At 70.1% G+C, this 26301-nt stretch carries 20 protein-coding genes; 10 read left to right on the top strand and 10 right to left on the bottom strand.

The window, feature by feature from the left end:
- Positions 1 to 16 precede the first annotated feature (16 nt).
- A complete protein-coding gene (locus DP939_RS19875) occupies positions 17 to 1702 on the top strand; it encodes an alpha/beta hydrolase (RefSeq protein ID WP_225878379.1) in 1686 nt (561 codons plus the stop codon).
- On the opposite strand, the gene DP939_RS19870 is transcribed toward DP939_RS19875, so the two are convergent.
- Complete coding sequence (locus DP939_RS19870) at positions 1686 to 1907, bottom strand: DUF397 domain-containing protein (RefSeq protein WP_113982244.1); 222 nt, start codon at positions 1905 to 1907, stop codon at positions 1686 to 1688. The two genes, DP939_RS19875 and DP939_RS19870, sit on opposite strands and share 17 nt — an antisense overlap.
- A gap of 66 nt (positions 1908 to 1973) precedes the next feature.
- Positions 1974 to 2825, bottom strand: coding sequence for a helix-turn-helix domain-containing protein (locus DP939_RS19865; RefSeq protein ID WP_113982243.1), 852 nt, complete (start codon positions 2823 to 2825; stop codon positions 1974 to 1976).
- A 372-nt stretch (positions 2826 to 3197) separates the two neighbouring features.
- Here DP939_RS19865 and DP939_RS19860 point away from each other — a divergent pair, with 372 nt between their 5' ends.
- The 4 genes from DP939_RS19860 to treZ all read left to right on the top strand — a co-directional run bounded on the left by DP939_RS19860 (position 3198) and on the right by treZ (position 9771).
- The gene (locus DP939_RS19860) at positions 3198 to 3524 is read left to right on the top strand and encodes a hypothetical protein (protein ID WP_147268052.1); all 327 of its coding nucleotides are present in this window, start codon (positions 3198 to 3200) and stop codon (positions 3522 to 3524) included.
- 170 nt (positions 3525 to 3694) lie between these two features.
- The gene (gene glgX / locus DP939_RS19855; RefSeq protein WP_113982241.1) at positions 3695 to 5824 is read left to right on the top strand and encodes a glycogen debranching protein GlgX; all 2130 of its coding nucleotides are present in this window, start codon (positions 3695 to 3697) and stop codon (positions 5822 to 5824) included.
- Positions 5817 to 8045 carry a malto-oligosyltrehalose synthase gene (gene treY, locus DP939_RS19850; protein ID WP_263972333.1) on the top strand — a complete coding sequence of 743 codons (2229 nt, stop codon included), beginning with the start codon at positions 5817 to 5819 and terminating at the stop codon, positions 8043 to 8045. The genes glgX and treY overlap by 8 nt, the downstream gene beginning before the upstream one ends.
- Complete coding sequence (gene treZ, locus DP939_RS19845) at positions 8035 to 9771, top strand: malto-oligosyltrehalose trehalohydrolase (RefSeq protein WP_113982240.1); 1737 nt, start codon at positions 8035 to 8037, stop codon at positions 9769 to 9771. Before treY ends, treZ begins: the two co-directional genes overlap by 11 nt.
- A gap of 222 nt (positions 9772 to 9993) precedes the next feature.
- Here treZ and DP939_RS19840 read toward each other — a convergent pair whose 3' ends face one another.
- Complete coding sequence (locus DP939_RS19840; protein ID WP_113982239.1) at positions 9994 to 10593, bottom strand: PadR family transcriptional regulator; 600 nt, start codon at positions 10591 to 10593, stop codon at positions 9994 to 9996.
- A gap of 2715 nt (positions 10594 to 13308) precedes the next feature.
- Here DP939_RS19840 and DP939_RS19830 point away from each other — a divergent pair.
- The gene (locus DP939_RS19830) at positions 13309 to 13662 is read left to right on the top strand and encodes a hypothetical protein (RefSeq protein WP_113982237.1); all 354 of its coding nucleotides are present in this window, start codon (positions 13309 to 13311) and stop codon (positions 13660 to 13662) included.
- A 629-nt stretch (positions 13663 to 14291) separates the two neighbouring features.
- Here the strand turns inward: DP939_RS19830 and DP939_RS19820 are convergent.
- The 7 genes from DP939_RS19820 to DP939_RS19790 form a co-directional block, all read right to left on the bottom strand.
- Positions 14292 to 14588: an MTH1187 family thiamine-binding protein gene (locus tag DP939_RS19820; RefSeq protein ID WP_113982236.1), complete on the bottom strand. Its 297-nt coding sequence runs from the start codon at positions 14586 to 14588 to the stop codon at positions 14292 to 14294.
- A complete protein-coding gene (locus DP939_RS19815; protein WP_113982235.1) occupies positions 14585 to 14932 on the bottom strand; it encodes a hypothetical protein in 348 nt (115 codons plus the stop codon). The genes DP939_RS19820 and DP939_RS19815 overlap by 4 nt, the downstream gene beginning before the upstream one ends.
- A 19-nt stretch (positions 14933 to 14951) precedes the next feature.
- Positions 14952 to 15629 carry a uracil-DNA glycosylase gene (locus DP939_RS19810; RefSeq protein ID WP_113982234.1) on the bottom strand — a complete coding sequence of 226 codons (678 nt, stop codon included), beginning with the start codon at positions 15627 to 15629 and terminating at the stop codon, positions 14952 to 14954.
- 1477 nt (positions 15630 to 17106) lie between these two features.
- Positions 17107 to 17997, bottom strand: a complete 891-nt coding sequence (locus DP939_RS19805) for a carbohydrate ABC transporter permease (protein ID WP_113982233.1) — start codon at positions 17995 to 17997, stop codon at positions 17107 to 17109.
- Positions 17994 to 19424, bottom strand: coding sequence for an ABC transporter permease (locus tag DP939_RS19800; protein WP_113982232.1), 1431 nt, complete (start codon positions 19422 to 19424; stop codon positions 17994 to 17996). Before DP939_RS19800 ends, DP939_RS19805 begins: the two co-directional genes overlap by 4 nt.
- Before the next feature lie 12 nt (positions 19425 to 19436).
- Complete coding sequence (locus tag DP939_RS19795; RefSeq protein ID WP_113982231.1) at positions 19437 to 20768, bottom strand: ABC transporter substrate-binding protein; 1332 nt, start codon at positions 20766 to 20768, stop codon at positions 19437 to 19439.
- Between the two features lie 81 nt (positions 20769 to 20849).
- Positions 20850 to 22121 carry an ABC transporter substrate-binding protein gene (locus DP939_RS19790; RefSeq protein ID WP_113982230.1) on the bottom strand — a complete coding sequence of 424 codons (1272 nt, stop codon included), beginning with the start codon at positions 22119 to 22121 and terminating at the stop codon, positions 20850 to 20852.
- Positions 22122 to 22251: 130 nt separating this feature from the next.
- On the opposite strand from DP939_RS19790, the gene DP939_RS19785 reads away from it, so the two are divergent.
- The 4 genes from DP939_RS19785 to DP939_RS19770 form a co-directional block, all read left to right on the top strand.
- Positions 22252 to 22758: a PadR family transcriptional regulator gene (locus tag DP939_RS19785; protein ID WP_113982229.1), complete on the top strand. Its 507-nt coding sequence runs from the start codon at positions 22252 to 22254 to the stop codon at positions 22756 to 22758.
- The gene (locus DP939_RS19780; RefSeq protein ID WP_225878378.1) at positions 22755 to 23534 is read left to right on the top strand and encodes an ABC transporter ATP-binding protein; all 780 of its coding nucleotides are present in this window, start codon (positions 22755 to 22757) and stop codon (positions 23532 to 23534) included. Before DP939_RS19785 ends, DP939_RS19780 begins: the two co-directional genes overlap by 4 nt.
- 210 nt (positions 23535 to 23744) lie before the next feature.
- Positions 23745 to 26048, top strand: coding sequence for an ABC transporter permease (locus DP939_RS19775; protein ID WP_199565279.1), 2304 nt, complete (start codon positions 23745 to 23747; stop codon positions 26046 to 26048).
- Between the two features lie 129 nt (positions 26049 to 26177).
- A partial coding sequence (locus DP939_RS19770; protein ID WP_225878402.1) for a DUF4277 domain-containing protein occupies positions 26178 to 26301 on the top strand: 124 nt, incomplete at its 3' end.

Genomic DNA, 26301 nt, shown 5'->3' with positions numbered 1-26301 from the left:
CAGCGGGAGATCATTGTTGTCCGAGCAGGTCGGGCGTCGCTCAGAGGACCGGAAGGGCGACCCTGAAGACACGCGCCGGGCCGCTCGGGTGGTCCGGCGCGAACTCGGCATGGGCGGCACGCTCGTGGCCGTGGCCTTCCTGTGCGCCTCGCTGTCCCCGTCGCTGCTGCCCCGCCCCTGGACCTGGCAGGGCGTGGTCGCCGGGCTCGCGGCCGTCCTCGGCTACGGCCTCGGCAGCGCGATCTCCGCGGTGCTGCGCCGGATCTTCGGGCTGATCCCGAGCCCGCGCGCCCGGCGTGTCGCCTGGCGGCTGCTGCTGGCGGGCGGCGCGATGGTGGCGCTGTCGGTGCTGTGGTTCAGCGCCGACTGGCAGCGCGAGATCCGGCTCAGCGTCGGCATGGACCCGAACATCGTGTGGTTCATCCCGCTGATCGCGCTGGTCGCGCTGGCCACCTTCACCGTGCTGCTCGCCCTGGCCCGCGCGGTGCGGCTGGGCACCCGCAAGCTGATCGCGCTGCTCGGCCGCTTCGTGCCCGTGCTGGTCGCCAAGGTCGCGGGCCTGGCGGTCGCCGGGTTCCTGGTCGCGGTGTTCGCCAGCGACGTGCTGTTCGCCGGGTTCGTGGAGGTGATGAACAACACCTCCTCGCTGGCCAACGGCTCCACCAGCCCGGGCGTACACGCGCCCGCCTCAAGCAGGCTGTCCGGCGGTCCGGGCTCGCTGGTGTCGTGGCCCTCGCTCGGGCGCACCGGACGCGACCTCATCGGCACCACGCCCACCCGGCGGCAGCTCAGCACGTTCGCCGGACGCCCCGCCAAGGAGCCGATCCGGGTCTACGTCGGGCTGGACTCCGCGCCCACCATGGCCGAGCAGGTCCGCCTGGCCGTACGCGAGCTGGAGCGGACCGGCGCCTTCGACCGCCCGGTGCTGGCCGTGATGGGCACCACCGGCAGCGGGTGGGTCGACTCCGACGGGGCCGACGCGCTGGAGTACATGTACGCGGGCGACACCGCCATGGTCGCCATGCAGTACTCCTACCTGCCGAGCTGGCTGTCGTTCGTGGTGGACCGGACCAAGGCCGCCGAGGCCGGGCGGGCGCTGGTCACGGCGGTGGAGGCCCGGCTGGCCACGCTGCCCGCCGACGCAAGGCCCAGGCTGCTGGCGTTCGGCGAGAGCCTGGGGTCCTACTTCGTCGAGCAGGGGTTCGGCGGCGACCTCGATGACCTGCTCTCCGCCACCGACGGCGTGCTGCTGGCCGGGCCGCCCAACGCCAATCCGATCTGGCGCTCGGTGGTGGCCCGCCGCGACCCCGGCAGCCCCGAGTGGCGGCCGGCCTACCAGGGCGGCAAGCAGGTGGTGTTCGGGCAGACCCCGAACGACCTGGCCGACGTCGGCCGGCCCGGCCTGGTCTACCTCCAGAACGCGTCAGATCCCGTGGTGTGGTGGAACCCGTCGCTGATCTGGCGCAAGCCGGCCTGGCTGACCGAGCCGAGCGGCCCCGACGTCGCCCCGGCCATGCGGTGGTATCCGGTGGTCACGTTCTGGCAGGTCGTGGTGGACCTCACCATCGCGCTCAGCGTGCCCGACGGGCACGGCCACCGCTACGGCCCCAACCTGGTGAACGGCTGGGCCGCGGTCGCCGCCCCGCCGGACTGGACCCCCGCCGACACCGACCGGCTTCGCACGCTCATCCAATATCGGTAGGTGGTCCGCCGGTCTTCAGCCGGTCGATCCAGGCGCGCCACTCCGCCCGGGTGAACTCCAGCACCGGCCCCGCCTCGTGCTTGCCGTCGCGGACCGCGACGCCGCCGCCCGGTAGGGCCGCGACCTGCACGCAGTTGCCGCCGTTGCAATGGGAGGAGACCTTCCACCACAGACCGGAATGCCGGTCATCACCCGGATTTTCCATCGACTCTCCTTGTGACGTGCGGCGTCAGGTGCCGCGTGATGTGCCGTACGGGCCGGCCGGTGGCCGTCACTCCGCGTACGATCTGCTGATCTCCGCGATCCGGGCAGCCGACCTCGCCGGGTCGAGCCCCGCCGCGCGGAGGCTTTCCAGGGCTTCCCGATAGATCTCGATCTCCGTGGGCTTTTCGAGATAGATCAGCCCCATGAGACCTTCGACGAAGACGGTGTCGGGCACCGCCGGATCGGAAAGCTGGAGAAAGGTGAACGCGTTGTCCAGCCCCATGTGCGCGCCCACGCTGAACGGCACGACCTGGACGACCACATGCGGCAGCTCCGCCAGCTCCACGATGCGCGCGAGCTGGGCCCGCATCACGCCGGGGCCGCCGATGTGCCGGTGCAGGACGGACTCGTCCAGCACCGTCCAATAACGCGGCGGCGACTCGCGGAACAGCAGCTCCTGCCGCTTGAGCCGGGTCTCGACCCGCTCCTGCAGGACGTCGGGGCGGATGCGGGGGAGCACGCCCTTGATCACGGCCCGCGCGTAGTCCTCGGTCTGGAACAGGCCGGGCACCAGGCAGGTCTCGTACACGGTGATCGAGGTGGCCGCCTCTTCCAGGCCGATGAAGCCGCGTACGTCGGGGTCGTCGTACTGCTGCCACCAGCCCGGCTGCTTGGCCTCCTGGGCCATCGTCATCAGGGCCTGGGTCTCGGTGGCGTCGCCGCCCGCGTAGATGGCGGCGAGGTCGCGTACGTCGCGCAGGCTCGCCGCGCGCTGGGCGGTCTCGATGCGGCTGATCTTGGCGGGTGAGCAGAGCAGCTTCTGGGCCACCTCGTCGATGCTCAGGCCCGATTCCTTGCGCAGCTCGCGCAGGCGGGCGGCGAGCTGGCGGCGCCGGAGGGTGGGATTGGCTGCGGCCATCGGCGCTCACCTCATCACGATGCCGCGGGGACCTGGCGGAATCGATCGATCGCGGGCGGTCTCGCGCCACCTGCGAAGCGGTCGTAACAGCCAACGATAGCCCGGTATGACACTCACGATAGGTGACCGCCACCGGTACATTCCTGTGGCACTTGCCAGAGGCACGTCGTCTTTGGCAACGAACAGGCGTAAAAGGGGAGTAGGTCTCCTGCTGTGTTTCGGCAAGATCGAAGGGAGGGCCGGGAGCGAGGGGGCCGGGGGCGGCCTCGGTCCTGCGGCCGATCCACGAGAGCCGGGCCGGTGCGGTGGTCATTGGTCCGGCTTCCCGGGTGAATCGGAAATTACTAGCTAAAAGGTAGATGACGGGGATTCATGCTTGTTGAGGATTACCGCTGGAGAAGTGGTCCCTGGGCGCTCGCCTGCCGGCGCGTGCTCATGTGGGCCTACGCCCTGGGCGCGGAGGTGTTCGGCGAGATCGACTCCTTCGCGTTCGTCGTCGGGTGGGAGACCGCCCGCCCGGCACCGCTCGCGCGCGTGTACCGCGACCCCCGCTTCCGGGCGTTCACCGTCTGCCCCGGGTGCGCGGGCAGCGGCGAGGCGCGCACCGGTCCCGCCGTACGGCCGGCGACGCCGGTGCCGAAGTGCCGTGGCTGCGCCGGCCACGGCCGGGTGAAGCGGCGGGGCATCCGTTCTGTGTGAGGTTGGCAAATAAAGCATGAAATGGTGGGATTATGAGGAGTTTGATGTATTAGGGGGATTCTTGTCCCCACTCCTCGGGCCCGGATCCCGCTCTCTTCTCCCAAGCCGCCCGGCCACGCATGGCCGTACCCGTAAATGGGCATAACCCCTCACCGCTGAAGGGCGGTGCGATGACGGAGATATGGCCGGGTGACCCCTACCCGCTCGGCGCGACCTATGACGGCGCGGGCACCAACTTCGCGCTCTACTCCGAGATGGCGGAGAAGGTGGAGCTGTGCCTGTTCGACGACGCGGGAAAGGAGACCCGCGTCCGGCTGACCGAGGTCGAGGGCTTCGTCTACCACGGCTACCTCCCCGGCATCGGCCCCGGGCAGCGCTACGGCTACCGCGTCCACGGCCCCTACGAGCCGCGTCACGGCCGCCGCTGCAACCCCCGGAAGCTGCTGCTCGACCCCTACGCCAAGGCCATCGAGGGCGAGGTGGACTGGAACGAGGCCGTGTACGGCTACCGCTTCGGCGCCCACGACAGCCGCAACGACGCCGACTCCGCGCCCTACGTCCCCCGCTCGGTGGTGATCAACCCGTTCTTCGGCTGGGGCCACGACCGGCCGCCCGCCACGCCGTACCACGACACCGTGATCTACGAGGCGCACGTACGCGGCCTCACCATCAGGCACCCCAAGATCCCGCCACGCATCCGCGGCACCTACGCCGCGCTCGGCCACCCCGAGATCATCGACCACCTGAGCGGTCTCGGCGTCACCGCCCTCGAACTCATGCCGGTCCACCAGTTCGTGACCGACCAGGCGCTGGCCGACCGGGGGCTGACCAACTACTGGGGCTACAACACGATCGGCTTCTTCGCCCCGCACAACGCCTACTCCTCCACCGGCCGCAGGGGCGAGCAGGTGCTGGAGTTCAAGGCGATGGTCAAGGCCCTGCACGAGGCGGGCATCGAGGTCATCCTCGACGTGGTCTACAACCACACGGCGGAGGGCAACCACCTCGGGCCGACGCTGAGCATGCGCGGCATCGACAACGTCGGCTACTACCGGCTGGTGGAGGACGACTCGCGCTACTACCTGGACACCACCGGCACCGGCAACAGCATGCTGATGCGCTCCCCGCACGTCCTCCAGCTCATCATGGACTCCCTGCGCTACTGGGTCATCGAGATGCACGTGGACGGCTTCCGCTTCGACCTCGCCGCCACTCTGGCCCGCGAGCTGCACGAGGTGGACCGCCTGTCGGCGTTCTTCGACCTGGTCCAGCAGGACCCGGTGCTGTCCCAGGTCAAGCTGATCGCCGAGCCGTGGGACGTCGGCCCCGGCGGCTACCAGGTGGGCAACTTCCCGCCCAGATGGACCGAGTGGAACGGCCGCTACCGCGACACCATCCGCGACCTGTGGCGGGGCCAGCCGGCGGCGCTGCCGGAGTTCGCCTCCCGGCTGACCGGGTCGAGCGACCTCTACCAGCTCGACACCCGCCGCCCGGCCGCCTCGATCAACTTCGTCACCTGCCACGACGGCTTCACCCTGCGCGACCTGGTCTCCTACGACCACAAGCACAACGAGGCCAACGGCGAGGGCAACCGCGACGGCACCGACGACAACCGCTCCTGGAACTGCGGCGCCGAGGGCCCCGCCTCGCTGACCGTGGAGGCGCTGCGCGAGCAGCAGAAACGCAACTTCCTCACCACGCTGTTCCTGTCCCAGGGGGTGCCGATGCTCTCCCACGGCGATGAGCTGGGCCGCACCCAGCGCGGCAACAACAACGCCTACTGCCAGGACAACGAGCTGTCCTGGGTGGACTGGTCGGACGTGCGGGAGAACTGGCTGCTGCTGGAGTTCACCAAGAGCCTGGCCAGGCTGCGCCGCGAGCACCCGGTCTTCCGCCGCAGGCGGTTCTTCTACGGCCGCCCGGTGCGCGGTTCGGACGACGGGCCGGTTGATGGGCCGGGTGACGGCCTGAGCGACATCGTCTGGCTCACCCCGGCGGGGGACAAGATGACCGACGCCGACTGGAACGCGGGCGAGGCCCGCTCGCTCGCCGTCTTCCTGAACGGCGACGCCATCACCGAGCCCGACCGCAGGGGCCGCCGGATCGCAGACGACTCCTTCCTGCTCCTGTTCAATGCCCACCATGAGGTCATCAAGTTCACGATTCCGAAGGACTACGGCGAGATGTGGCTGACCGAGATCGACACTGCGATGCCGATCACCTTGGACACCCGGGCCTGCCGGGCCGGTGAGGGCGTGGCCGTGACCGGCCGTTCGGTGCGGGTGCTGCGGCGTGTCTGAGATCCCCTCCGCACCGGTGTCCACCTACCGCGTCCAGCTCACGCCCGGGCACGGGTTCGCCGAGGTCGCCGCGCTGGCCCCGTACCTGGCCGGGCTGGGGGTGAGCCACGTCTACCTGTCGCCGGTCCTGCAGTCGGTGCCCGCGTCCCTGCACGGCTACGACGTGACCGACCACTCGCGGGTCCGCGCCGAGTTCGGCGGCCTGGCCGGGTTCCGGGCCATGGCGGAGACGCTGGCCGCGCACGGCCTCGGCATCGTGCTGGACATCGTGCCCAACCACATGACCGTGCCGGTGCCCGAGTCCGGCAACGCCCAGCTGTGGTCGGTGCTGCGGGAGGGCCCGGCATCGCCGTACGCGGCCTGGTTCGACATCGACTGGGGCGAGGACGGGCGGATGACCATGCCGGTGCTCGGCCCCGGCGTGGAGGACGACCCGCCGCGCCCGGAGGGCGGGGTGCTGCGCTACCACGACCACGAGTTCCCGCTGCCCGCCGACCACTACCGGCTCGGCCACTACTGGGAAGGGCCGGGCTACCGGCGGTTCTTCGACGTCTCCTCGCTGATCGCGCTGCGCGTGGAGGACGACGAGGTGTTCGAGGCGACCCACCGGGTGATCCTCTCCCTGGTCGGTGAGGGCCTGGTGGACGGCCTGCGGGTCGATCACCCCGACGGCCTGACCGACCCGCGCGGCTACCTGGCCAGGCTGCGCGAGCGGTCCGGCGGGGTCTGGACGGTGGCGGAGAAGATCCTCGTGGGCGGGGAGCGGCTGCCCGCCGACTGGGCCTGCGACGGCACGACCGGCTACGACGCGCTCAACCGGATCACCGGCCTGTTCGTCGATCCGGAGGGCCGCGAGCCGCTGGTCGCGGAGTTCGCCCGGCGTACCGGGGTCTCCCGCGACTACGCCGACGTGGTCCACGAGGCCAAGCGCGAGGTGCTGGACCTGTTCTTCACCACCGAGGTGGACCGGCTGGTCGCCGCCCTGGGCGGCCCGCACCTGCGGGCCGCGACGGTCGAGCTGCTGGCCGCGATGCCCGTCTACCGCGCCTACGTCGTGCCCGGCGAGCCGCCGCCCGCGCGGGCCGTCCGCCTGGTCGAGGACGCGGGCCGGGTGGCCGCCGCCCGCCTCGGCGACGAGGCCGCGGTCGCCGAGGTCGTCAAGCGGGTCCTGTACGGCACGCCGGAGGCCGTGGTGCGCTTCCAGCAGACCACCGGCCCGGTCATGGCCAAGGGCGTGGAGGACACCGCGCTGTACCGCTGGTACCCGCTCGCCTGCCTCAACGAGGTCGGCGGCGAGCCCGGTGAGTTCGGCGGCTCGGCCGAGGGGTTCCACGACTACTGCGCGGCGCTCCCGCCGGGCACGATGACCACGCTGTCCACCCACGACACCAAACGCAGCGAGGACGTGCGCGCCCGGCTGGCGGTCCTGTCGGAGATCCCCGCCGAGTGGGCGCGGGCGGTGGACGACTGGTCCTCGCGGGTCGCCTTCGACCCGGCGCTCGACTACCTGGCCTGGCAGAATCTCATGGCCGCCTGGCCGATCGAACCCGCGCGGTTCGCCGCGTACCTGCACAAGGCGGCCAGGGAGGCCAAGACCGCCATCTCCTGGGTGCGCCCCGACCCTGTCTACGAACACGGCCTGGGCGACTTCGCCGCCCGCGCGGTGGCGGAGTGCGGCGACTCGGTGGCCGCGTTCGCCCGGCGGATCGAACCGCACGCCATGGCCAACTCGCTCGGCCAGAAGATCGTCCAGTTGATGATGCCGGGGGTCCCCGACGTCTACCAGGGCAACGAGATCACCGACTTCTCCCTGGTGGACCCGGACAACCGGCGGCCGGTGCGCTATCCGTGCGTGCCGCGCGGCGAATGGGACGCGGCCAAGCTGCTGCTCACCAGGGCCGCCCTCGGGCTGCGGCGGCGGATGGGCGGCGGCCTGCCGTACACGCCGCTGCGCGCGGAAGGGCCCGCGGCCGGCCACGCCGTCGCCTTCGCCCGCGGCGCGCGGGCCGGGGCGGCGGCCGGTGCGGTGGCGGTCGCCACGCGCCTGCCGGTGGGCCTGTCCCGGCGTGGCGGCTGGGGCGGCACCTGGCTCCCCCTCCCCGCCGGGCGCTGGCGCGACCTGCTCACCGGCCACCTCCACACCGGCCGCGTCCCGCTGGCCCACCTGCTGTCCAGGTACCCCGTCGCACTGCTGGAAAGGGAAGTCATCGATGCGCAATGACGGCTGGACCTTCGAGGTATGGGCCCCCCGGGCCGACAGCGTGGAAGCGGAGATCGGCGGCACCCGCCATCGAATGTGCCGGACCGGCGAGCGGGGCTGGTGGTCGGCCGACGTCCCCGGCGCCGGCCACGGCACCGACTACGCGTTCATCGTCGATGGCGAAGGGCCCTACCCCGACCCCATGTCCCGGCGGCAGCCCGAGGGCGTCTTCGGGCCCAGCAGGGTCTACGACCACGACAGGTTCACCTGGAGCGACCACGACTGGCGCGGCCGTGACCTGCGCGGGGCGGTCATCTACGAGATGCACGTCGGCACCTTCACGGTGGCCGGGACATTCGCCGAGGCCGTCCGGCGGCTCGACCACCTGGTCGAGCTGGGCGTCGACTTCGTCGAGCTGCTCCCGGTCCCGCCGGTCCCCGGCCGCCACAACTGGGGTTACGACGGGGTGGACCTGTGGGCCGTCACTGAGAACTACGGCGGTCCCGACGGGCTGAAGATCTTCGTGGACGCCTGCCACCGGGCCGGGATCGGCGTGATCCTCGACGTCGTCTACAACCACCTGGGCCCGTCGGGAAACTTCCTGGAGCCGTTCGGCCCGTACTTCCACGACTCGCTGGGGAGCTTCTGGGGCAAGGCGGTCAACCTGGACGGGCCGGGGTCCGACGAGGTCCGCCGCTACATCATCGGCAACGCGCTGTCCTGGCTGCGCGACTTCCACATTGACGGCCTGCGGCTGGACGCCGTGCACGCGCTGCACGACAAGCGGGCCGTCCACCTGCTGGAGGAACTGGCCGCCGAGGCCGACCTGCTGGCCGTCTCGCTCGGCAGGCCGCTGCTGCTGATCGCCGAGTCCGACGCCAACGACCCCCGCCTGGTCACCCCACGCGACGCGGGTGGATACGGCCTGGACGCGGCCTGGGACGACGACGTCCACCACGCCCTGCACGCGGCGCTGACCGGCGAACGGCACGGCTACTACGGCGACTTCGGGTCGATGGCCGTGCTCGCCAAGACGCTCACCTCGGCGTACCTGCACGACGGCACGTACTCCAGCTTCAGGGGACGCCGCCACGGCCGCCCGGCCCGGCACATCCCCGGCTACCGGTTCGTGGCCGCGTTACAGAACCACGACCAGATCGGCAACCGCGCGGAGGGCGACCGGCTGCCGGGCGATCTGCTGCGGGTGGGCGCAGGGCTGCTGTTGACCTCGCCGTTCACGCCCATGCTGTTCATGGGGGAGGAGTGGGGGGCGCGTACGCCGTTCCTGTTCTTCACCGACCACGTCGAACCCGAACTCGCCGAGGGCGAGGCGGACCGGCGGCGGCGGGAGTTCACCGACCACGGCTACGACGACTGGGCGGCCAAGGCCCCCGACCCGCAGGACGAGACCACGTTCCTGCGCTCCAAGCTCGACTGGAGCGAGCTGGAGCACGACTCCCACCGCTCCCAGCTCAACTGGTACCGCGACCTGATCGCGCTGCGCAGGGCGCTGCCCGAGCTGACCGACCCGCGGCTGCGCGAGGTCACCGTCGACTTCGACGAGGACGCCCGCTGGCTGGTCGTCCACCGCGGCTCACTACGCGTGGCCGCCAACCTGGGCGCCGACCCGGTGGACCTCCCGCTGCCGCACTCCCGTGTGCTGCTGGCCTCCGACGAGGACATCACCCACGACTCCGGGCACATCAGACTTCCCGCCACGAGCCTCGCCATCCTGAAAGTCCCCTGACGAGGTCTGCCCGGACCCGGAAAAGTCCCCCCGACATGGAAGGTTCCATGCTTCTTGGCGGGGGGACGGCGGGTGCGACGACGGGCGCGCGAGGCGTGGCACCGGGGTACGGGCCATGACGCGCGGCGGCGGCTGATCATCTGGGTGGCTGATCAGCTGGGCGCGCTGGGCTGGATTTCGCCCAGCGCGATCGGGTCCCTTTCGGGGCGGTTCCTCTCCCGGTCAGCCGGGTCCTGGGTGGATCAGCTCCGGCGAGATGCGGATGTGGTCGGGGTGCCTCAGCGACTTCGCCAGGCGGGCGACGAAACGCCGCTCGGCGTCGAGCAGCGCGAGACGGTATTCCTCCTCCGCGAGGAGCACCCGGGCGACACCGTGATCGACGGCGTCCTTGACGTCGGCCCGCACCTTGTCCGCCTCCGCCTCCAGCGCCTCCACCCGGCGGCCGAGCAGGTCGGCCGCCTCGGCCGGCTCCAGCGCGCCCAGCAGGGACAGGGCCACGCCGAACTGCGGATACTCCGCGCGGGGGAGGGCGACCAACTCCCGCATCCAGTCGTGCAACTCGGCACGTCCCTCGTCCGTGATCGCGTAGACGGTACGTTCGGGGCGCTGGGTGTCACGTACGCTCTCCCGCTCGGTGACGAACCCGGCCTTACGTAGCTGCTCGACCACCATGTAAAGCGAGCCGCGGTTGTACTTGATGTGGCGGTCCTTGCCGCTCTCCATTAGCTGTCTGCCCAGCTCATAGGGGTGCATCGGCTCCCTGAGCAGCCCGGCGAGCACGGCCAGTGCCAGCGGATTGGCGACTTTGCGGCGCTTGGCCACGGGCTCTCCTCGGGGCCGATTGGTCAGGATCGACTATATCGAGCGGAGCGGCGGCCGGTCGTCCACAGAACGCGGTTCGGCGGCACGGGGACGGGCCGTTTCCGTGAATGCTTACGCCATCGGTGCCGAGAGGCACCTCACCGCAAGGGCGTTCCAAGGAGGACACCGATGAAGATCACATTCCCGTTGCCGGTCGAGACGAGGTCGGTCTTCGTGGTCGCGGCGGCCCGGGTCCCGCGCACCCTCGAACCGATGCTGCCGTGGCGGATGCGCCGGCCCTATCGGAGGGGCGTGCTGGAGTCCCTGGGCACCCGCCGCCTCTCGATCTCCACCTGGCGGGTGGCGGCGTCCCCCTGGCGCGAGCTGAAAGACCAGTTCGTCGGCGGCGAAGAGCACGCACGGCTGCGCCGAGCCCGCCGCCACATCGTGATCTCCAGCCTCGCCCCGCCCACCGCCCAACCGGCCGCGGCCCAAACCGCCCGAGCCGCGGCCCGCGCGGTCGCGAGCATGTGCGACGGCCTCATCATCGACCCGCTCACCGCCTCATCCGTCTTCCACTGCGACGACTGCCCAGGCGAACGCCCATCCTTCACCCTCACCGACGACTGGCTCACCTGGGGCCCCGCCGCCCCCTCATGCCCCTGCCACCTGCCGGACGACCACCATCCCCCCGAACCTGGAGACCGCTCGCCGAACGATCGGCCACCCCCTCATCAAGGACTCGCCCTATCGGTCCTTCGCCGGCCCCACCCACCCGATGACCAACCGCCGGGCGACTGTCGCCCCCCTCTGCGGGCCGATGAGGGCACCCCCACAGCCGCCGTACGACGGCCTTGGCCCCCCGCACCAGATCCTCGGCCTCCCCAACCGCCGGACGACTTGCGCCCCGGTACGGCGCGGTCTCCTAACGATCAGAGCTTCGGGCCATCGGGCGGTGTGGAGCTTCGCATGCCCGGCGCCCGGGGCGGCCATTCGCCGGATGGTCGGCAGCGTCGAGTCTCGGGTCTGGGATTCGTGGATGGGCAGTATCGGCCACCTGCCGCTGAGCGAAGCGGCGTGTCCAGCGATCAGGGGGCCGCTCTGGCATTTGAGGAGGCTGCGCGCTCACCGGGCGATTCGTACACGAGTCCGTCGGGCGGTCGGCGATCGCGGTGGCCTGGTGATCATGGATCCTCCCCGCTGGGCGATGGACGGCCCTTTCCATCGGGCGCCCAAGACTCCTTTCCGCCAGATGACTCGCACGCGAGTACGGGGCGGCCTCCTAACGACCGGAGGTCTTCTCCGCCTGGCGATCTGGAAATTCGCCCGTCGAGTGATCGGAGCTCTCGTCTGCCCAATGGGGGGCAGCTTCATGCAATGGGCATGGGGGCCGGCGTTGAGCAGCCTCAGTCATCTGGTGATGAGGGGACCGGCCTGTTCGGGTACTCCCTGGGTGATCCATACATCGGTATGTCAGGCGATCAGCGATCGTGGTCACCTGGTGATCAAAGGTCTTCTTCGCCTCGCGATCTGGAGGTTCGCCCGTCGGGTGATTGGAGCTCTCGCTTGCTGAGTGGGGGGCAGCCTCATGCAATGGGCGCGAGGTTCGGCGATGGGCTGCCTCAGTCATCTGGCGATGGGGGGATCGGCCTGTTCGGTGATCGGGAGTTCGGTGCGGCGCGTGGAGAGGCTGCGTACTCCCTGGGTAATCCGTACACCGGTCTGTCGGGCGATTCGGGGCGGCGTAGGCCTGGTGATCAGAGTTTTACGAAATCGAGCCGGCATTCCGGCCCGCTAGATGATCCGCACGCCCATACGGCGCGGCCTGCGGATGATCGGGGCTCTCATTTTCGGGATGGCGGACTGCCTCATGCATTCGGCACTGGGTTCGGCGTTGGGCTGCCTCAGTCATCTGGTGGCCAAGAGGCCGGCCTCTCCGGTGGTCGAGGGTCCGCTCTGGCGTCTGACCGGGCTGCATACGCACCCGGCGATCCATACGACACTCCGTCAGCCGATCAGGGCTCCGGCTCTTCAAATGACAAGGAGTCTCAATCATCTAATCAGGGGTCGGGCTCACCTGGTGATCGCAAAATGGGCCTGTTGAGCGATCGAGGGCTTCAGCTCACGCGTTCCGCCGCGCCCCGTGCCCCGTACGGTCGACCATCGGGTGACCACCATCCTCATTCATCTCTCGATCAGGGGCTCCGTATGTCGGGCGGTCATGAATCCCATTCGGCCGGGGTAGAGCGTTCTTTCTCGCGGAGCGATCGGCATTCTTTGGGTGATCGCAAGCCCGGGCCACCGGGCGAACAGCGTCCTCGCACGTCCGATGTTCCGGGTCCACGGACATCTGGTGACGGACGTTCTCATCCACGACCTGATCGGCTTCTCTGGCCACCGGACGATCAGGAAGCCGCCCGCCCCGACGATCGGCACTCTCGGCCGCTGGAAAGCCACAAAGCGGACCTCTCGATCGATCAGACAGCTGGCCCGCCGGATGATCAAGGGCCTGGCCGATCGATCGATCGGAGATCAAGTACAGGTGGTGTTCGGCGTTCCCATCCATATGGTGAGCAGCAGTCCCGCCCGTCGGACAATGGCAGGCATCGGCCATCTGGCGATCGAAGATCTCGGCCGGTCGGCGATCAACAGATCCGTCCCACTGACCATGCGCGTTCCAAGCCCACCGTCCATGAGCGGTCTCGCCCGCCGAGTGATCGACCGCCCTGCCCACATGTGGTCAGCAGAGGGCTGCGGAGGTTCGGGCTGCCGGAGATCGTCGTCCGGGTCTCGCCCTGCGGCCATGGCCTGTGTACGGCCGGCTTCGTCCGGACCGTGGCCGATTCCCTGCTTACCTCCCATTTCGACTGGCTCGCCGCCCATCCGACCGCCATGAGTCGCACCATCGATGACCGCCTGCTCATCGAAGACCTCGACATCCGGCTTGGCTGGCTGGAACCCGTCGTCACCCCTGGTCCGGGGAAGGACCCGGCCGGATGTCTGGAGGTCAGTGTGGCTCCCTCGGCCGGACTGTGCGTGATGACCGAGCCCACGGCTCTCTTCACCTCCAGGGCGCGTTATGGCACCTGACCGGCCTATGCGGCGCGTACCGCCCTCAGCGCGACCGCCCCCGGAGGCGAGACCGGGTGCCGCCGTGCCTGACGGGGTCAGGAAGATCGCGCAACGTAAGGGCTTCGGCCGGGGTGAGACCGCTGCGGGCCGCTGCTCGCAGACGGGCACGGACCTGGGCACTCGTGTGAGGGCGGTACGCCGGTACCTGACCGCAACCGCAGGGCTCGAACCCCTCGTACCGCAGGCCGGCCTCCAGTACGGCGGCTACCGCCGCCCATCGGCGCCGATCGCCCTTACGTGGGGCGGCGAAGTCGTGACCCGCATAGATCATCGGTTCGCGGCACAGGGCACAGGGATGCGCCTTGCCATCCCACGGAAGCTTGCGGGACTGACGGCACCCGACGCACACATAGTGGACCTTGTAGTTGGCCATCGCGTACTCGCACACGGTCCAAGCATAGGCGGCCCCACCATGATATCGATCATGGTCGCGACCGCTCAGTACGCACGTGCCATGTCACTCGCGTCGGCCTGCTGCCGCAGGCACGGGATCGGCCTCACTCAGGGGAGGTGAGGCCCGATCGAGGACCGTTCTTCACGGCCGCAGCGCGGTCGATCTCTCTGGTACAGAAAACAGAACACCACGGCTAGGAAGGTGGGAGATGACGCTCCAGGGATTCGAGTTTGGAGGTCATGGCATCGTTCACGCCAGGGCGGACGTCGGCCTTGAGCACGAGGCTCACCCGGGGTGCCACCTCGGCGACCGCTTCGACGGCACGCCTGACGACGTCCATGACCTCGTCCCACTCGCCTTCAAGGGTGGTGAACATGGCGTCGGTCCGGTTGGGGAGGCCGCTGTCACGGACGACCTTGACGGCCCTGGCCACCGGCTCGGCGACACCCTCGCCGACGCCGAGCGGGGTGACGGAGAAAGCGACGATCACTGGTCTTCTTCCTCCTCTTCGTCCTCGTCGAGGTCTTCGGCGAGCTCCACGCTGAGCACCGCGTCGCGCGGCTCCACCTCATCGATGTGCTCGATGAGGCCGCGCACGTGGTCGGGCTGGATGAGCCACTGCAGCGCACTGGCCCCGCTCTCGTCGCCGGTGACCGCGGCCGACTGCTCCCGGCGCTGCGACTCGTCGAACCCGTGGCCCGGGTCGCGCAACTCGGCCAGAGCGGCAGCCTGGAGTGCGTCGATGTCGAGCACCTCCACCGTCAGCTCCAGAGTGATCCGCAGGTGGCGCTCGCCGTCCGGTTCCGCTTCAACGCGGGAAAGGTCCCCGTTCATAACGGAAACCCTAATGCGCCTACGGCAGTTTCCACTCGACCGGTGCGGCGCCCTGCTGCTCAAGCAGCTCGTTGGCCCGGCTGAACGGGCGGGAGCCGAAGAACCCACTGCGGGCCGACAGCGGGCTGGGGTGCGCGGACTCGATGGCGGGCACCTGGCCGAGCATCGGCCGCAGGTTGCGCGCGTCACGGCCCCACAGGATGGCGACCATCGGCTTGGCCCGGGCGACCAGCGCGTGGATGGCCTGCTCGGTGACCTGCTCCCAACCCTTGCCACGGTGGGAGGCGGGCTTGCCGGGCATCACGGTGAGCACCCTGTTGAGCAGCAGCACGCCCTGTTCGGTCCAGGGGGTCAGGTCGCCGTTGGACGGCGCGGGGTGGCCGAGGTCGGCCATGTACTCCTTGTAGATGTTGACCAGGCTGCCCGGCAGCGGGCGCACATCGGCGGCCACGGAGAAGCTGAGGCCGATCGGGTGGCCGGGGGTCGGGTACGGGTCCTGGCCAACGATCAGGACCTTGACCTCGTCGAACGGCTGCTGGAAGGCACGCAGCACATGGGCTCCGGCAGGCAGGTAGGACCGCCCGGCGGCGATCTCCTCGCGCAGAAACTCTCCCATCGTGGAGATCGCATCCGCGACCGGCTCAAGGGCTTGCGCCCACCCTGCTTCGACGACTTCATGCAACGGACGTGCGGCCATGTCCGCAAACTCTAGTGCCACGGAAGCCCGCTCGCGGCGGCTATCCGAAAAACGATCAATCCCACCAGAGGACTCCCCAGCAGTGCTCTTTTCAGTCGCCCGGACGGCGGTGATCGAGCGATGCCACCCTGCCATTCCGAGGCCACCGCCAATGCCATCCCCGCCCTCACCGCGCCCTCCTTGTAGCGGCATCCCGCAAGAGGGTGTGCCCCTTGCCCACTGCGTTGGACAGGGCTGCCGCGAGGGCGGGTGTGTCCTCCTACGAAGGGGATGACGGTGGAGGGTGCCACCTTTGCGCAGGTCCCAGCGCTCGTCCTGAGCACTGTCCAGTGTGATCGGTTGTGTCGGCCATGGGATGGGGATGGGTGGCGCTGTCTTCGCGTGGGTTCCGGCGCTCGCCCTGAGCTTCGTCGGGTGTGCCTGGGGGTGTGGGCCTTGGTGGCGGTGGGTGGCGCCGTCCTCGCGCGGGCTCCGGTACTCGTCGTGGGCTTCGTCGGGTGCGCCTAGGCGTGGGCCTTCGGAGTGGGTTGTACCAGTTCCGGTTCTCGTCCTGGGCTTTGCCTGGTGCGGTTGGGTCTGTCGGCATTCGGAGGGGGGGAGGCCGTCTTCGCTTGGGTTCCGGCGCTTGTCCTGGGCTTCGTCGGGTGTGATCGGGCCTGCCGGGCTTTGGGGGATGGCGTGGGTGGGGCCTTCAATGAACCTTTTTCAACCGGTCGCTTGGACCAGGTCAGGGGCGCCTCCACCGAGCTCGGCCCTGGCATGGTAGCCCGGCAGGACGCCTGGTCATGCGGCCACGGAATCTCACTTACCACCTCTGACCAGGGAACTTGAGGTTGAAAAAGGTTCAATGTGCGGGTTCCGGTACCCGTCCCATTTCCGTTGGGTGCGGTTGGGTGTTCGGTCTTTGGTGGGGGCGGTGGGGGCATCACCTTCGCGCAGGTCCCAGCGCTCGTTCCGGACTTGCTCCGGTGCGGTTGGCTTGTCGGCTTGGAGGGGGGTGGGGCCGCCTATGGGCGGGGTCCGATGCTCAGCCTGGCCTCCATCTGGTGAGATCCACCGTTGTTGGAGGGAGCGTATGGTCCTCCCTGCTCAAGGTGGGTTTGGGAGGCATCGGCCTGGATGTTCAGTGTCATGGCCATCTGCCAGGCCTGGCTCTTGGAGAAGTGCTTGGTCCCGAACTGCTTGGCCAGTTCGTCGAACCGACGGGTCGAGTTTCCCGGCAGGTATCGAGTGGACACGGCGATCAGCGCTGCTCGATGCGGGGGCGGTGGCTGGGGCGGCGTGATGGGCCTGGGCCGCTGTGCAGGTTGCTGGGGTTGGCTGAGATCGACACCGTGGCAAGCTGTCTGGCCGGACATCGCGGGGGCGTCGCGCGGCGAACGCGGTGCTGTGCTTGTGGCCTGGACAAGCTGGTACAGCGCTGCTCGCAGCCCTTGGGCCCGGTATCGCGGCTGGGGCGATACCGGGCGGGAGGGGGTTATTTGACGGAGCCGGCCATCATGCCCTGGACGAAGTAGCGCTGGAAGGCGAAGAACAGGACCAGGGGGATGATCAAGGAGAGGAAGGCGCCGGGGGCGAGGATGTCGACGTTGGTGCCGAACTGGCGCATCTGGGATTGGAGGGCCTTGGTCATCGGCTGGTTTTCGGTGTCGGCGAAGACCAGGGCGACCAGCAGGTCGTTCCAGACCCAGAGGAACTGGAAGATGCCCAGGGAGGCGACCGCCGGGGCGGCGAGGGGGAACACCACCGTGGCGAAGATCTTCCATTCGCCCGCGCCGTCCATCCGGGCCGCCTCCAGGAGTTCCCTGGGGATGCCGACGAAGAAGTTGCGGAGCAGGAAGACGGCGAACGGCAGGCCGAAGGCGACGTGGAACAGCACCACGCCGAGGATCGACCCGGCGATGTTCAGCGTGCCGTACAGGCGGGCGATCGGGATCAGTGCGATCTGGATCGGCACGATGAGCAGCGCGATCACCACCAGGAACAGCAGGTCGCGACCCGGGAACTCGATCCAGGCGAAGGCGTAGGCCGCCATCGCCGCGATGCCGATCACCAGGACGGTGGCCGGGACCGTGATCAGGACGGTGTTCCAGAAGGAGGAGGTGAACCCGGTGGCGAGCAGGTTTTGGTAGTTGTCCAGGGTCAGCTCGGCCGGGTGGGTGAAGACCGTCCACCACCCCGAGGAGTTGTTGGCCGTCTCGTCGCGGATCGACACCACCAGCAGTCCCAGGGTGGGGACCAGCCAGAACAGCCCGATCACGATGAGGAAGGCCTGCAGGAGCCCGCCGCCGGCGCGGTCCACGATGCGGCCGAGCAGGCCGCGGCGCGGCGCGCCCGCGAGGCTGGAATCGAGCGGCGCGGTGGTCATCGGCCCTCCCTCCTGAACCGCCGGATGTTGATGATCATGAATGGGAGCACGAGGATCAGCAGGAAGATCGCCAGCGCCGAGCCCAGGCCCTGGTTGTCACCGCCGCCGAAGGAGACGCGCCACATCTCCAGGGCGATCACGTTGGCCTGCGGCTGCACCGACCCGGGTGCGATCACGAAGACCAGGTCGAACACCTTGAGGGTGTTGATGATCATCGTGACGAAGACCACCACGAGCACCGGCGACAGCAGCGGCACGGTGATCCGGCGGAACACCTGCCACTCCGTGGCGCCGTCGATCCGGGCGGCCTCCAGCGCGTCGCGTGGGATGGCCGCCAGCCCGGCGGCGATCAGCACCATCGCGAAGCCCGCCCACACCCAGATGAAGGCCCCGATGATGGCCGGTGTGATCAGGGCCGGACCGAGCCAGCTCACCCCGTTGAACGCCGCCGTGAAGTTCTCCTGCGGCAGTCGCAGGGTGTAGTCGCCCGCGGGCAGGCCCGTGAAGGCGAAGCTGCCGTCGGGCCCGGTGGTGGTGGTGCCGCGCACCGCGCCGTTCTGCAGCGCCTCGACGGTGATGCCCGGCATGCCCTTCTCGGCGGCGTCGATCTGCCCGGTCTTCCCGCCGCCGCCCGGCGTGAAGTCCAGCCAGACCGTGCCGCTCACCCCGCCGCCCGCGGCCGGGGCCTTGGCGGGCGCGGCGTCGGCCGGGATGGCGTTCGGACGCAGCCCGACCAGCGGCACCAGCGCGGGCCCGGCCGCCGCGACCGGCCGCCGGGTGACCACGGCCCCGTTCTGCACGGCGTGCGCCTCGTCGTTCGGCCGCGGCCGGGCCCCGGGGTATCCGGCGCTGGAGGAGAACGCGTCCCGCACGGTGGTGATCACCGCGTTGGCCACGCCCTTGTCCGGGTCCTGCTCATAGACCAGCCGGAAGATGACGCCCGAGGCCAGCAGCGACACCGCCATCGGCATGAACACGATCAACTTGAACGCCGTCGCCCAGCGGATCCGCTCGGTCAGCACCGCGAAGATCAGTCCGAGCGTGGTGACCAGGATGGGGGCGACCACGACCCAGATCAGGTTGTTCCTGATCGTGGTCAGCATGGACTGGTCGGTGAAGATGTCGGCGTAGTTGCCCAGGCCGACGAAGGTGTCCCCGGCGCGGTCGAACAGGCTGCGCCAGATCGAGTAGACGATCGGGTAGACGACCATCGCGCCGAGCAGGATCAGGGTGGGGAGCAGGAAGAAGATCGCCACGCGGGGTGATGGCCCGAGGCTTCCGCTCCGTCCGCCCCAGGTGGGCTTGGCGGCGGCGGGTCCGCCGCCTCCGCCGGTCGCGGCGGGGTGCTGCGCAGGCTCGGCGGGAGCCTCGCGGGCGGCCGTGGTGCCGCTCCGCGAGTCCCGCGGGCCGTCCGACCGTTCGGTCACGGCCTTCTCCTCCTACTTCCAGGCCTTGGCGGCCTCGTCTTCGAGCTTCTGCTGGATGCCCTTGATGTCGGAGGGGTCGCGCAGGAAGTCCTGGAGCAGCTTCCACTCGCCCTTGCCGTCGGTGCCGCCGAAGGCGCTCGGCGCGAGGTCGGACATGTCATACCGGACCGACTCTCCGGCGTCGATGATGGTCTGGGCGAGGGTCTTGGTCAGCTCGCTGGGGTAGTTGGCCGGCGAGACGTTCCGGTTGGGGGAGAGGTACCCGGGCAGCTTGGCCCACACCGCACCGCCTTCGGCCGAGGCCAGGTACGTGAGGAGTTCCATCGCCCCCTTGGACTCCTTCAGCGCCACCGCGATGTCACCGCCGAGCACCACCGGCTCGGTCTCGCCCGCCTTGGGGAAGGGGAAGAACTTCGCAGTCTCCCCGACCTTTGCACCGGACTCCGCCGCCGACGCGGCCACGAAGTCGGCCTCGATCACCATCGCGGCCTTCTTCTGGCCGTAGACCTGGGTCACGCAGGTCGGGAAGTCGGTCTGCAGCGCGCCGGAGGTGCCCCCGAGCACGAACTCCTTCTTGCCGGTGATCTCGGCGATCTTCTGCAGCGCGGTGGTGACGGTGGCGTCGGTCCACTTGAGCTCGTGCTTGGAGAGCTTGTCGTAGTTCTCAGGTCCGGCCGTGGAGAGGTACACGTTCTCGAACAGGTCGGTGAGGGTCCATCCGGAGGCGCCGCACAGGGAGAACGGCGCCACGCCGGAGTCGGCCACGGTCTGCGCGGCGGTGACCAGCCCGGCCCAGTCGGCCGGAGGCTGCACGCCCGCGTCCTCGAAGGCGGCCGAGCTATACCAGATCAGCGACTTGTGCGCGGCCTTGACCAGCACGCCGTACACCTTGCCGCCGGCCGAGCCCAGCTCCTTCCAGTACGGCGTGTAGTTCTTGTCGATCTCGCCCAGCACCTCGGGGGAGAGCGGCTTGAGCGCGTCCTGGTCCGCGTACTGCTGGACGAGACCGGGCTGCGGGAGGATCGCGATGTCCGGCGGGTTGCCGCCCTGGATGCGGGGGCCGAGGTAGGCGCCGGTGTCCTCGCCGGTCGAGGCGTAGGTGACCTTCGCGCCGGTCTTGTCCTGGAACGCCTTGAGCACCTGCTCGAAGTTGCGCTGCTCCTCGCCGGTCCACTTGGCCGCGACCTCGATGCTCACGCCGTCCAGCGGCTTGGGGCCCGCTGGGGCGCTGCTCGTCGCGGCGCTCCCGGTCTGCCCGCTCTGGGGTGTGCCGCCACCGCCGCCGCACGCGGCCGCCGCGAGCGCCAGCCCTGCCAACGCTGCCAGGGCCTTGGCAGTACGCATGTTACCTCCTGTGTTCGATGTGCTTCTCAAAGTGACCATGGGTATGACGGCCCGGCGTGGGCGGGGGTTCGCCCCCAATGGTCATCCGGTCTGGATGATCTCGGCGAGCTCGGTTCTCATGGAGGCGGCGATGTCGCCGCCGTCCCCCTCGGAGGGTGTCGCGAGGGCCCGGGACACCGCGTTCGCGATGGTCAGGCTCACCTGGTCGTAGTCGGGCGTGGCGGGCCGTAGTCGCGCGGTGCGGATCGCCTTCTTCAGTACCGGCAGGTAGGGGAAATCGCGGATCAGGCCGGGGTCGTCGTACAGCTCTTCCCAGACGGGGGGAAAGGAACCCTCGGTCAGCACCAGGCGCTGGGTGTCCAGCCTGGTCAGGTACTTGATCAGCTCCAGCGCGGGCCCCTGCCGGGCGGAGTAGGCGCTGATCGCCAGGTTGTGGCCGCCCAGTGAGCTGACGCCGGGGCCGTCGCGGCCGGGCAGGCCGGTCACCGCGAACCTCCCCTTGATCTCGGAGTGGTCGGCGGACCCGTACGCGTGCGGCCAGTTGCGGGCGAACAGCAGCCTGCCCTCCTGGAAGGCCACCCGCGACTCCTCCTCCTTGTAGCTCAGCGCCTCCCGCGGGATCCAGCCCTCGCGAAGCCCCTGGCGCAGGAAGTCGATGCCCTGGCCGGCCCGCTCGACGTCCATCGTGACGCGCGTGCCGTCCGGGCTGAGGATCTCCTTGCCCCCGGCGGACTGCAGCGCCTCGGCGAAGTTGACGGTCAGGCCCTCGTACGCCAGGAACTGCCCGGCGTATCCGCCGATGTCGTGACGGGCGGTCAGGCTCTTGGCCTGGTCGCGCAGCTCCGCCCAGGTCTTGGGCGGGGACAGGCCCTCCTTCTTGAGGATGTCCTTGCGGTAGTAGAGCAGGCCGGCGTTGCTGGAGTAGGGCACCGCCCAGAGCTTCTGCTCGTAGCGGGCGGTCTGCACCACAGGCGGCAGGAAGCGGTCGAGCGGGAACTGCGTCTCGTCCAGCGGGATGATCCACCCCGCTTCGGCGAACTCCGCCGTCAGGATCACGTCGAGCGCCAGCACGTCGTAGGCGTCGCTCTTGGCCTGGAGGTTGGCCACCAACTGGGCGCGCTGTTCGTCCGCGGCCTCGGGGAGGGTGAGCAGCCTGGCCTGTTTGGCCGGATTGCGCTCGTTCCACCGGTCGAGCAGCGTCTTGAGGTAGTCGCTGCCCTCACGGCCGATGACCAGGGTGATCTTCTCGTCTCGCGGGGCGGCCGCCGTGGGCCCGCCGTCCTCGCCGAGCGTCGCGCAGCCCGCGGGCAGCACGGCTGCCAGGGCGAGCAGGGCGACGATCCGGCGCTGCACGTTGTCCTCCCGGTCTCCAGGTGGCTACATGCGTGTTAGGTAGATGCATGCATGTTATGCACAGCTGTAATGTGGACGTCAACCGGTATACCCGTAACGCTCATGTCACTCGTTCCCTAGGAGGTGGGGCGTGCGGTCGCCGCTGCTGGCGCTTCTGGCGAAAGAGCCTGCCCACGGATACGAGCTGAAACAGGCGCTCGAACAGATCTTCGGCACGGCGTATCCCTCTCCCAACATCGGCCAGATATACGTGACCCTTGGTCGACTGGAGAAGGACGGCCTGGTGCGCTCGGTGGGCGTGGAGCAGTCCAACCGGCCCAACAAGAAGGTGTACTACATCACCGCGGCGGGCCGGGAGGCGCTTTCCGCATGGGTGGACGGGCCGGCCGAGGGGCCGCGGGTGCGCGACGAGTTCTTCATGAAGCTGGTGCTCGCCCCGCTCACCGGGATCGCCGACCGGATGGCGCTGATCAACCGGCAGCGCCGGCACTGCCTGCGGCAGATGCGCGAGTACAACGAGCTGGCCGCGCGCACCGATCCGGCCAACCGGGTGGCCCATCTGCTCATCGAAGGGTTCATGCTGCACCTGCAGGCCGACCTCGACTGGCTGGAACGCTGCCAGGAGGAGCTTCCGTGAGACGCGCCGAGAGCAAGCCGCTGGAGGTGGTACGCCCGGAGCCGGTGATCAGGACGGTCGACCTCACCAAGATCTACAACAACGGCGGCGTGCCCGTGGCCGCCCTGCGCGGGGTGGACCTGGAGGTCCAGCCGGGCGAGTTCGTGGTGATCATGGGCCCGTCGGGGTCGGGCAAGTCCACGCTCGCGCACCTGCTGGGCGGCCTGGACTCGGCCACCAGCGGAGAGGTCTGGCTGGACGGGCGGCGGCTGGACACCATGTCGGAGAGCGCCAGGGCGGTGCTGCGGCGCACGAAGATCGGTTTCGTGTTCCAGTTCTTCAACCTGATCGCCAACATGACGGTCGCCGACAACGTGGAGCTGCCCTCGCTGCTGGCCGGGGTCAGTCCGCGGGAGGCCCGCGAGCGGCGGGAGGAGCTGCTTGAGACGCTCGGGCTGACCGAGCGAGCCGACGCCGCGCCGAGCCGGTTGTCCGGCGGCGAGCAGCAGCGGGTCGCGCTGGCCAGGGCGCTGGCCAACCGGCCGAGCGTACTGCTGGCCGACGAGCCGACCGGCAACCTGGACAGCCGCAACGCCCAGCAGGTGCTCAGGCTGCTGGACAAGGTCCACAAGTCCGGGCAGACCATCGTCATGGTCACCCACGAGGCCCGCCTGGCCAGCCTGGCCGACCGGATGATCTACCTGTTCGACGGGCAGGTCGCCGACGATGCGCCGATCGAGCCGCCCGGCCGCAGGACGGCGGGCGGCCTCGGCGGCCTGGCCGACTTCGGAGGTTAGAGGTCGTGCGAAGGCCCCGGCCCGCGTCCCGGCCCGAATTCCGCAGCGAGTGGCAGCGCGGATGCCAAGCCGTGTTCCGCGACGGGGCGCGGGGTGGTCTCTGGTGTGCACGGTGGTGGTGAGGGTGCGCCGGGAGCGGGTGTCGTGGTGTGGATGCCGCGGGGGATCGTGCGGTGGTGTGTGGGGTGGCCGCAGGCGGGTGGGGTGGTGGTGAGCGTGCATCGGGCGCCGATGCGGTGGATCGCCGCCGACCTGCGGGCGCGGTGGGGCCACGCGCTGGTCACCGTGCTGACGGTGGGCGGCATCGTGACGGCGCTCGTCGCCGCGGCCACCCTCCTGGAGGGCGGTACCAACCCCTGGCGCGGCCTGTTCGACGAGACCAACGGCGCGCATGTGTGGATCCATGTGCAGAACGGGCAGGGCGGGCCGGTCACCGCCCCCACGGGCATCCCCGCGGGGACGGGGGTCGCCGGGCCGTACCGCAGCGCGCCGGTCACGCTCACCCACGACGGGCGCAACGCCCCGCTCGCGCTGCGGGCGCTCGGGCCGCGGCCGCCGCAGATCGCGCGCCCGGTGGTGCGCGAAGGGCGCTGGCTGAGCCCCGGCGACACCGGCGGGGTCGTCCTGGAGCGGTCCTTCGCCACGGCGGAGAACCTCCGGCCGGGCGGTTCGTTCATGGTCACCGCGCTGTCCGGCCAGCGGCACGAACTCGTCGTGGTCGGCATCGCCGAGACCGCCGAGCAGGGGTTCTACCCCACCTCGACCCCCGGCCTGGCCTGGACCCTGCCGCGCACCCTTGACCAGGTCGAGCCGGTCATCGGCCGCAGCCAGTCGGTCATCGGGCTGCGCCTGGCCGATCCGGGGCGCGACAACACCGTCCAGGTGGCGGGCGACTCGGCCGCGCAGTTCGACGGGCGGGTCCTGCGGGTCTCCACCTGGCTGGACGTACAGGGCGCGATGATGCTCGACAACCGCCTGTTCGGGCTGCTGCTCGGGCTGTTCGGCGGATGCGGGCTGCTGGCGGGCGGCCTGGCGATCGCGCACGCGGTGGGCAGCCGGGTGCTGACGCAGTCCCGCGACTTCGCCACACTGAAGTCGCTCGGCATGACCCGCGCCCAGGTCACCGCGATGCTGATCGTCGAGCACGCCGCGCTCGGCCTGATCGGTGTCGCCGCCGGCCTTCCCGCCGGGCTCGCGGCCGGGCGGTTCGTCACCGCGCTGTCGCTGCACAGCGGCGCGGGGATCCGGCTGTCGCCGATGCTCACGCTGCTGATCGCGGCGGGCACCGCCGCCGTGGTGATCCTCGCCGCGGCCCTGCCCGCCTGGCGCGCGGGGCGCACGCCGCCGACGCCCGCCGTACTGGTCGCCCCGCCGCGCGGCCGGCTGTCCAAGCTCGCCAGGCTCGCCCTCCTGGTACGTCTGCCGCCCGCCCTGGTGCTCGGCGCCCGCGACGCGTTCACCCGCAGGCTGCCCGCCGTCCTGACGGTCTTCGGGGTGATGATCCCGATGATGGTGATCACGATCGGTCTGGGCTGCCTGTCCACGCTCGACAACATCCTGCGCCACCCCGAGCAGGTCGGCCAGGCCGCCGCCCTGGAGGTCAGGCCGGGACGGCTGCCCGCCACCCGCGCCACGGCCCTGATCACGGCCGACGCCGCGGTCAAGGCGATCTACCCCGGCGCCGACATGGACGCCGTGGTCCAGGGCCAGCCGAGGACCGTGCTGGCCCGGGCGATGGGGGAGTCCGCCCGGCCGTACCCGTTCACGGTCGTGGAGGGCCGGCCGTACGCGGCCAGGGGCGAGGCCGTGGCCGGGCAGGGGCTCCTGGACCGGCTGGACAAGAAGATCGGCCAGCGGGTCCGCGTGCTGATCGGCGGGACCCCGCTGATCGTGCGGATCGTGGGCCGCGTGGTGGAACTGGAGCACGACGGCGAGGTGCTGTCCTTCGGGATCGACAGCCTGCCCGCCAAGGACGCCACGCCGCCGGAGTTCTACAGCGTGGTGCTGAAGCCCGGCGAGCCGCCCGAGGAGACCGCCCAGCGGCTGCGCGAGGCGTCCGGCGACGCGCTGGAGGCGCGCCTGGTGGTCAACCCGGCGCAGCGGTTCGCCGAGGTCCGCTGGATGATCCTGATCCCGGTCATGCTGCTGGTGCTGATCGGGCTGAGCAACCTCTACACCGCGAGCGTGGTGGCCGAGCGCGACCACGGCCCCGACCTCGCGGTGCTCAAGGCGATGGGGCTGACGCCCCGCCAGGTGGTCGCCACGATGATCACCGGTACCGGGCTGCTGGTGCTGATCGGCGTGGTCGCCGGGACGGCGGCGGGGGCCGCGCTGGTGGCCCGGCTGATCGACGTGCAGGGCCACACCAGCGGGGTGGGCGCGGGCCTCGGACACCCGCCGTCGGCGCTCACCCTGGTGACCGCCGCGGCGGTCGCGCTGGGCCTGGCCCTGCTGTTCCGGCTGTTCCTGGCGCGACGGGCGGCCCTGGCCCAGGTGCCCGTCGCCACCAGGTGAGCCGCGCTAGCCCCGTTTTCCGCACGTGAGGCTTTTTGAAGATCGCCGGGTTGCCGTGGTGATCGTCGTCGCGATATCACCTGGCTGGTGAGACAGCGTGCGCAGTGGGGCCAGGCCAGTGTCGAGAAGATGCTCGGAGCGTTACCGGTCATCGCCGGGTTCTGCTCGCGGTTACGGATCCGGGAGCTGGTGGATGCGGCCTGCCCGGTGCGGGACACGGCGGAGTTGACGCATGGACAGGTGATCGAGGCGC

Source organism: Spongiactinospora rosea (assembly GCF_003315795.1).
In the GTDB taxonomy this organism is placed as follows: Bacteria; Actinomycetota; Actinomycetes; order Streptosporangiales; family Streptosporangiaceae; genus Spongiactinospora; species Spongiactinospora rosea.
This window is presented reverse-complemented; position numbering and strand designations above follow the sequence as displayed.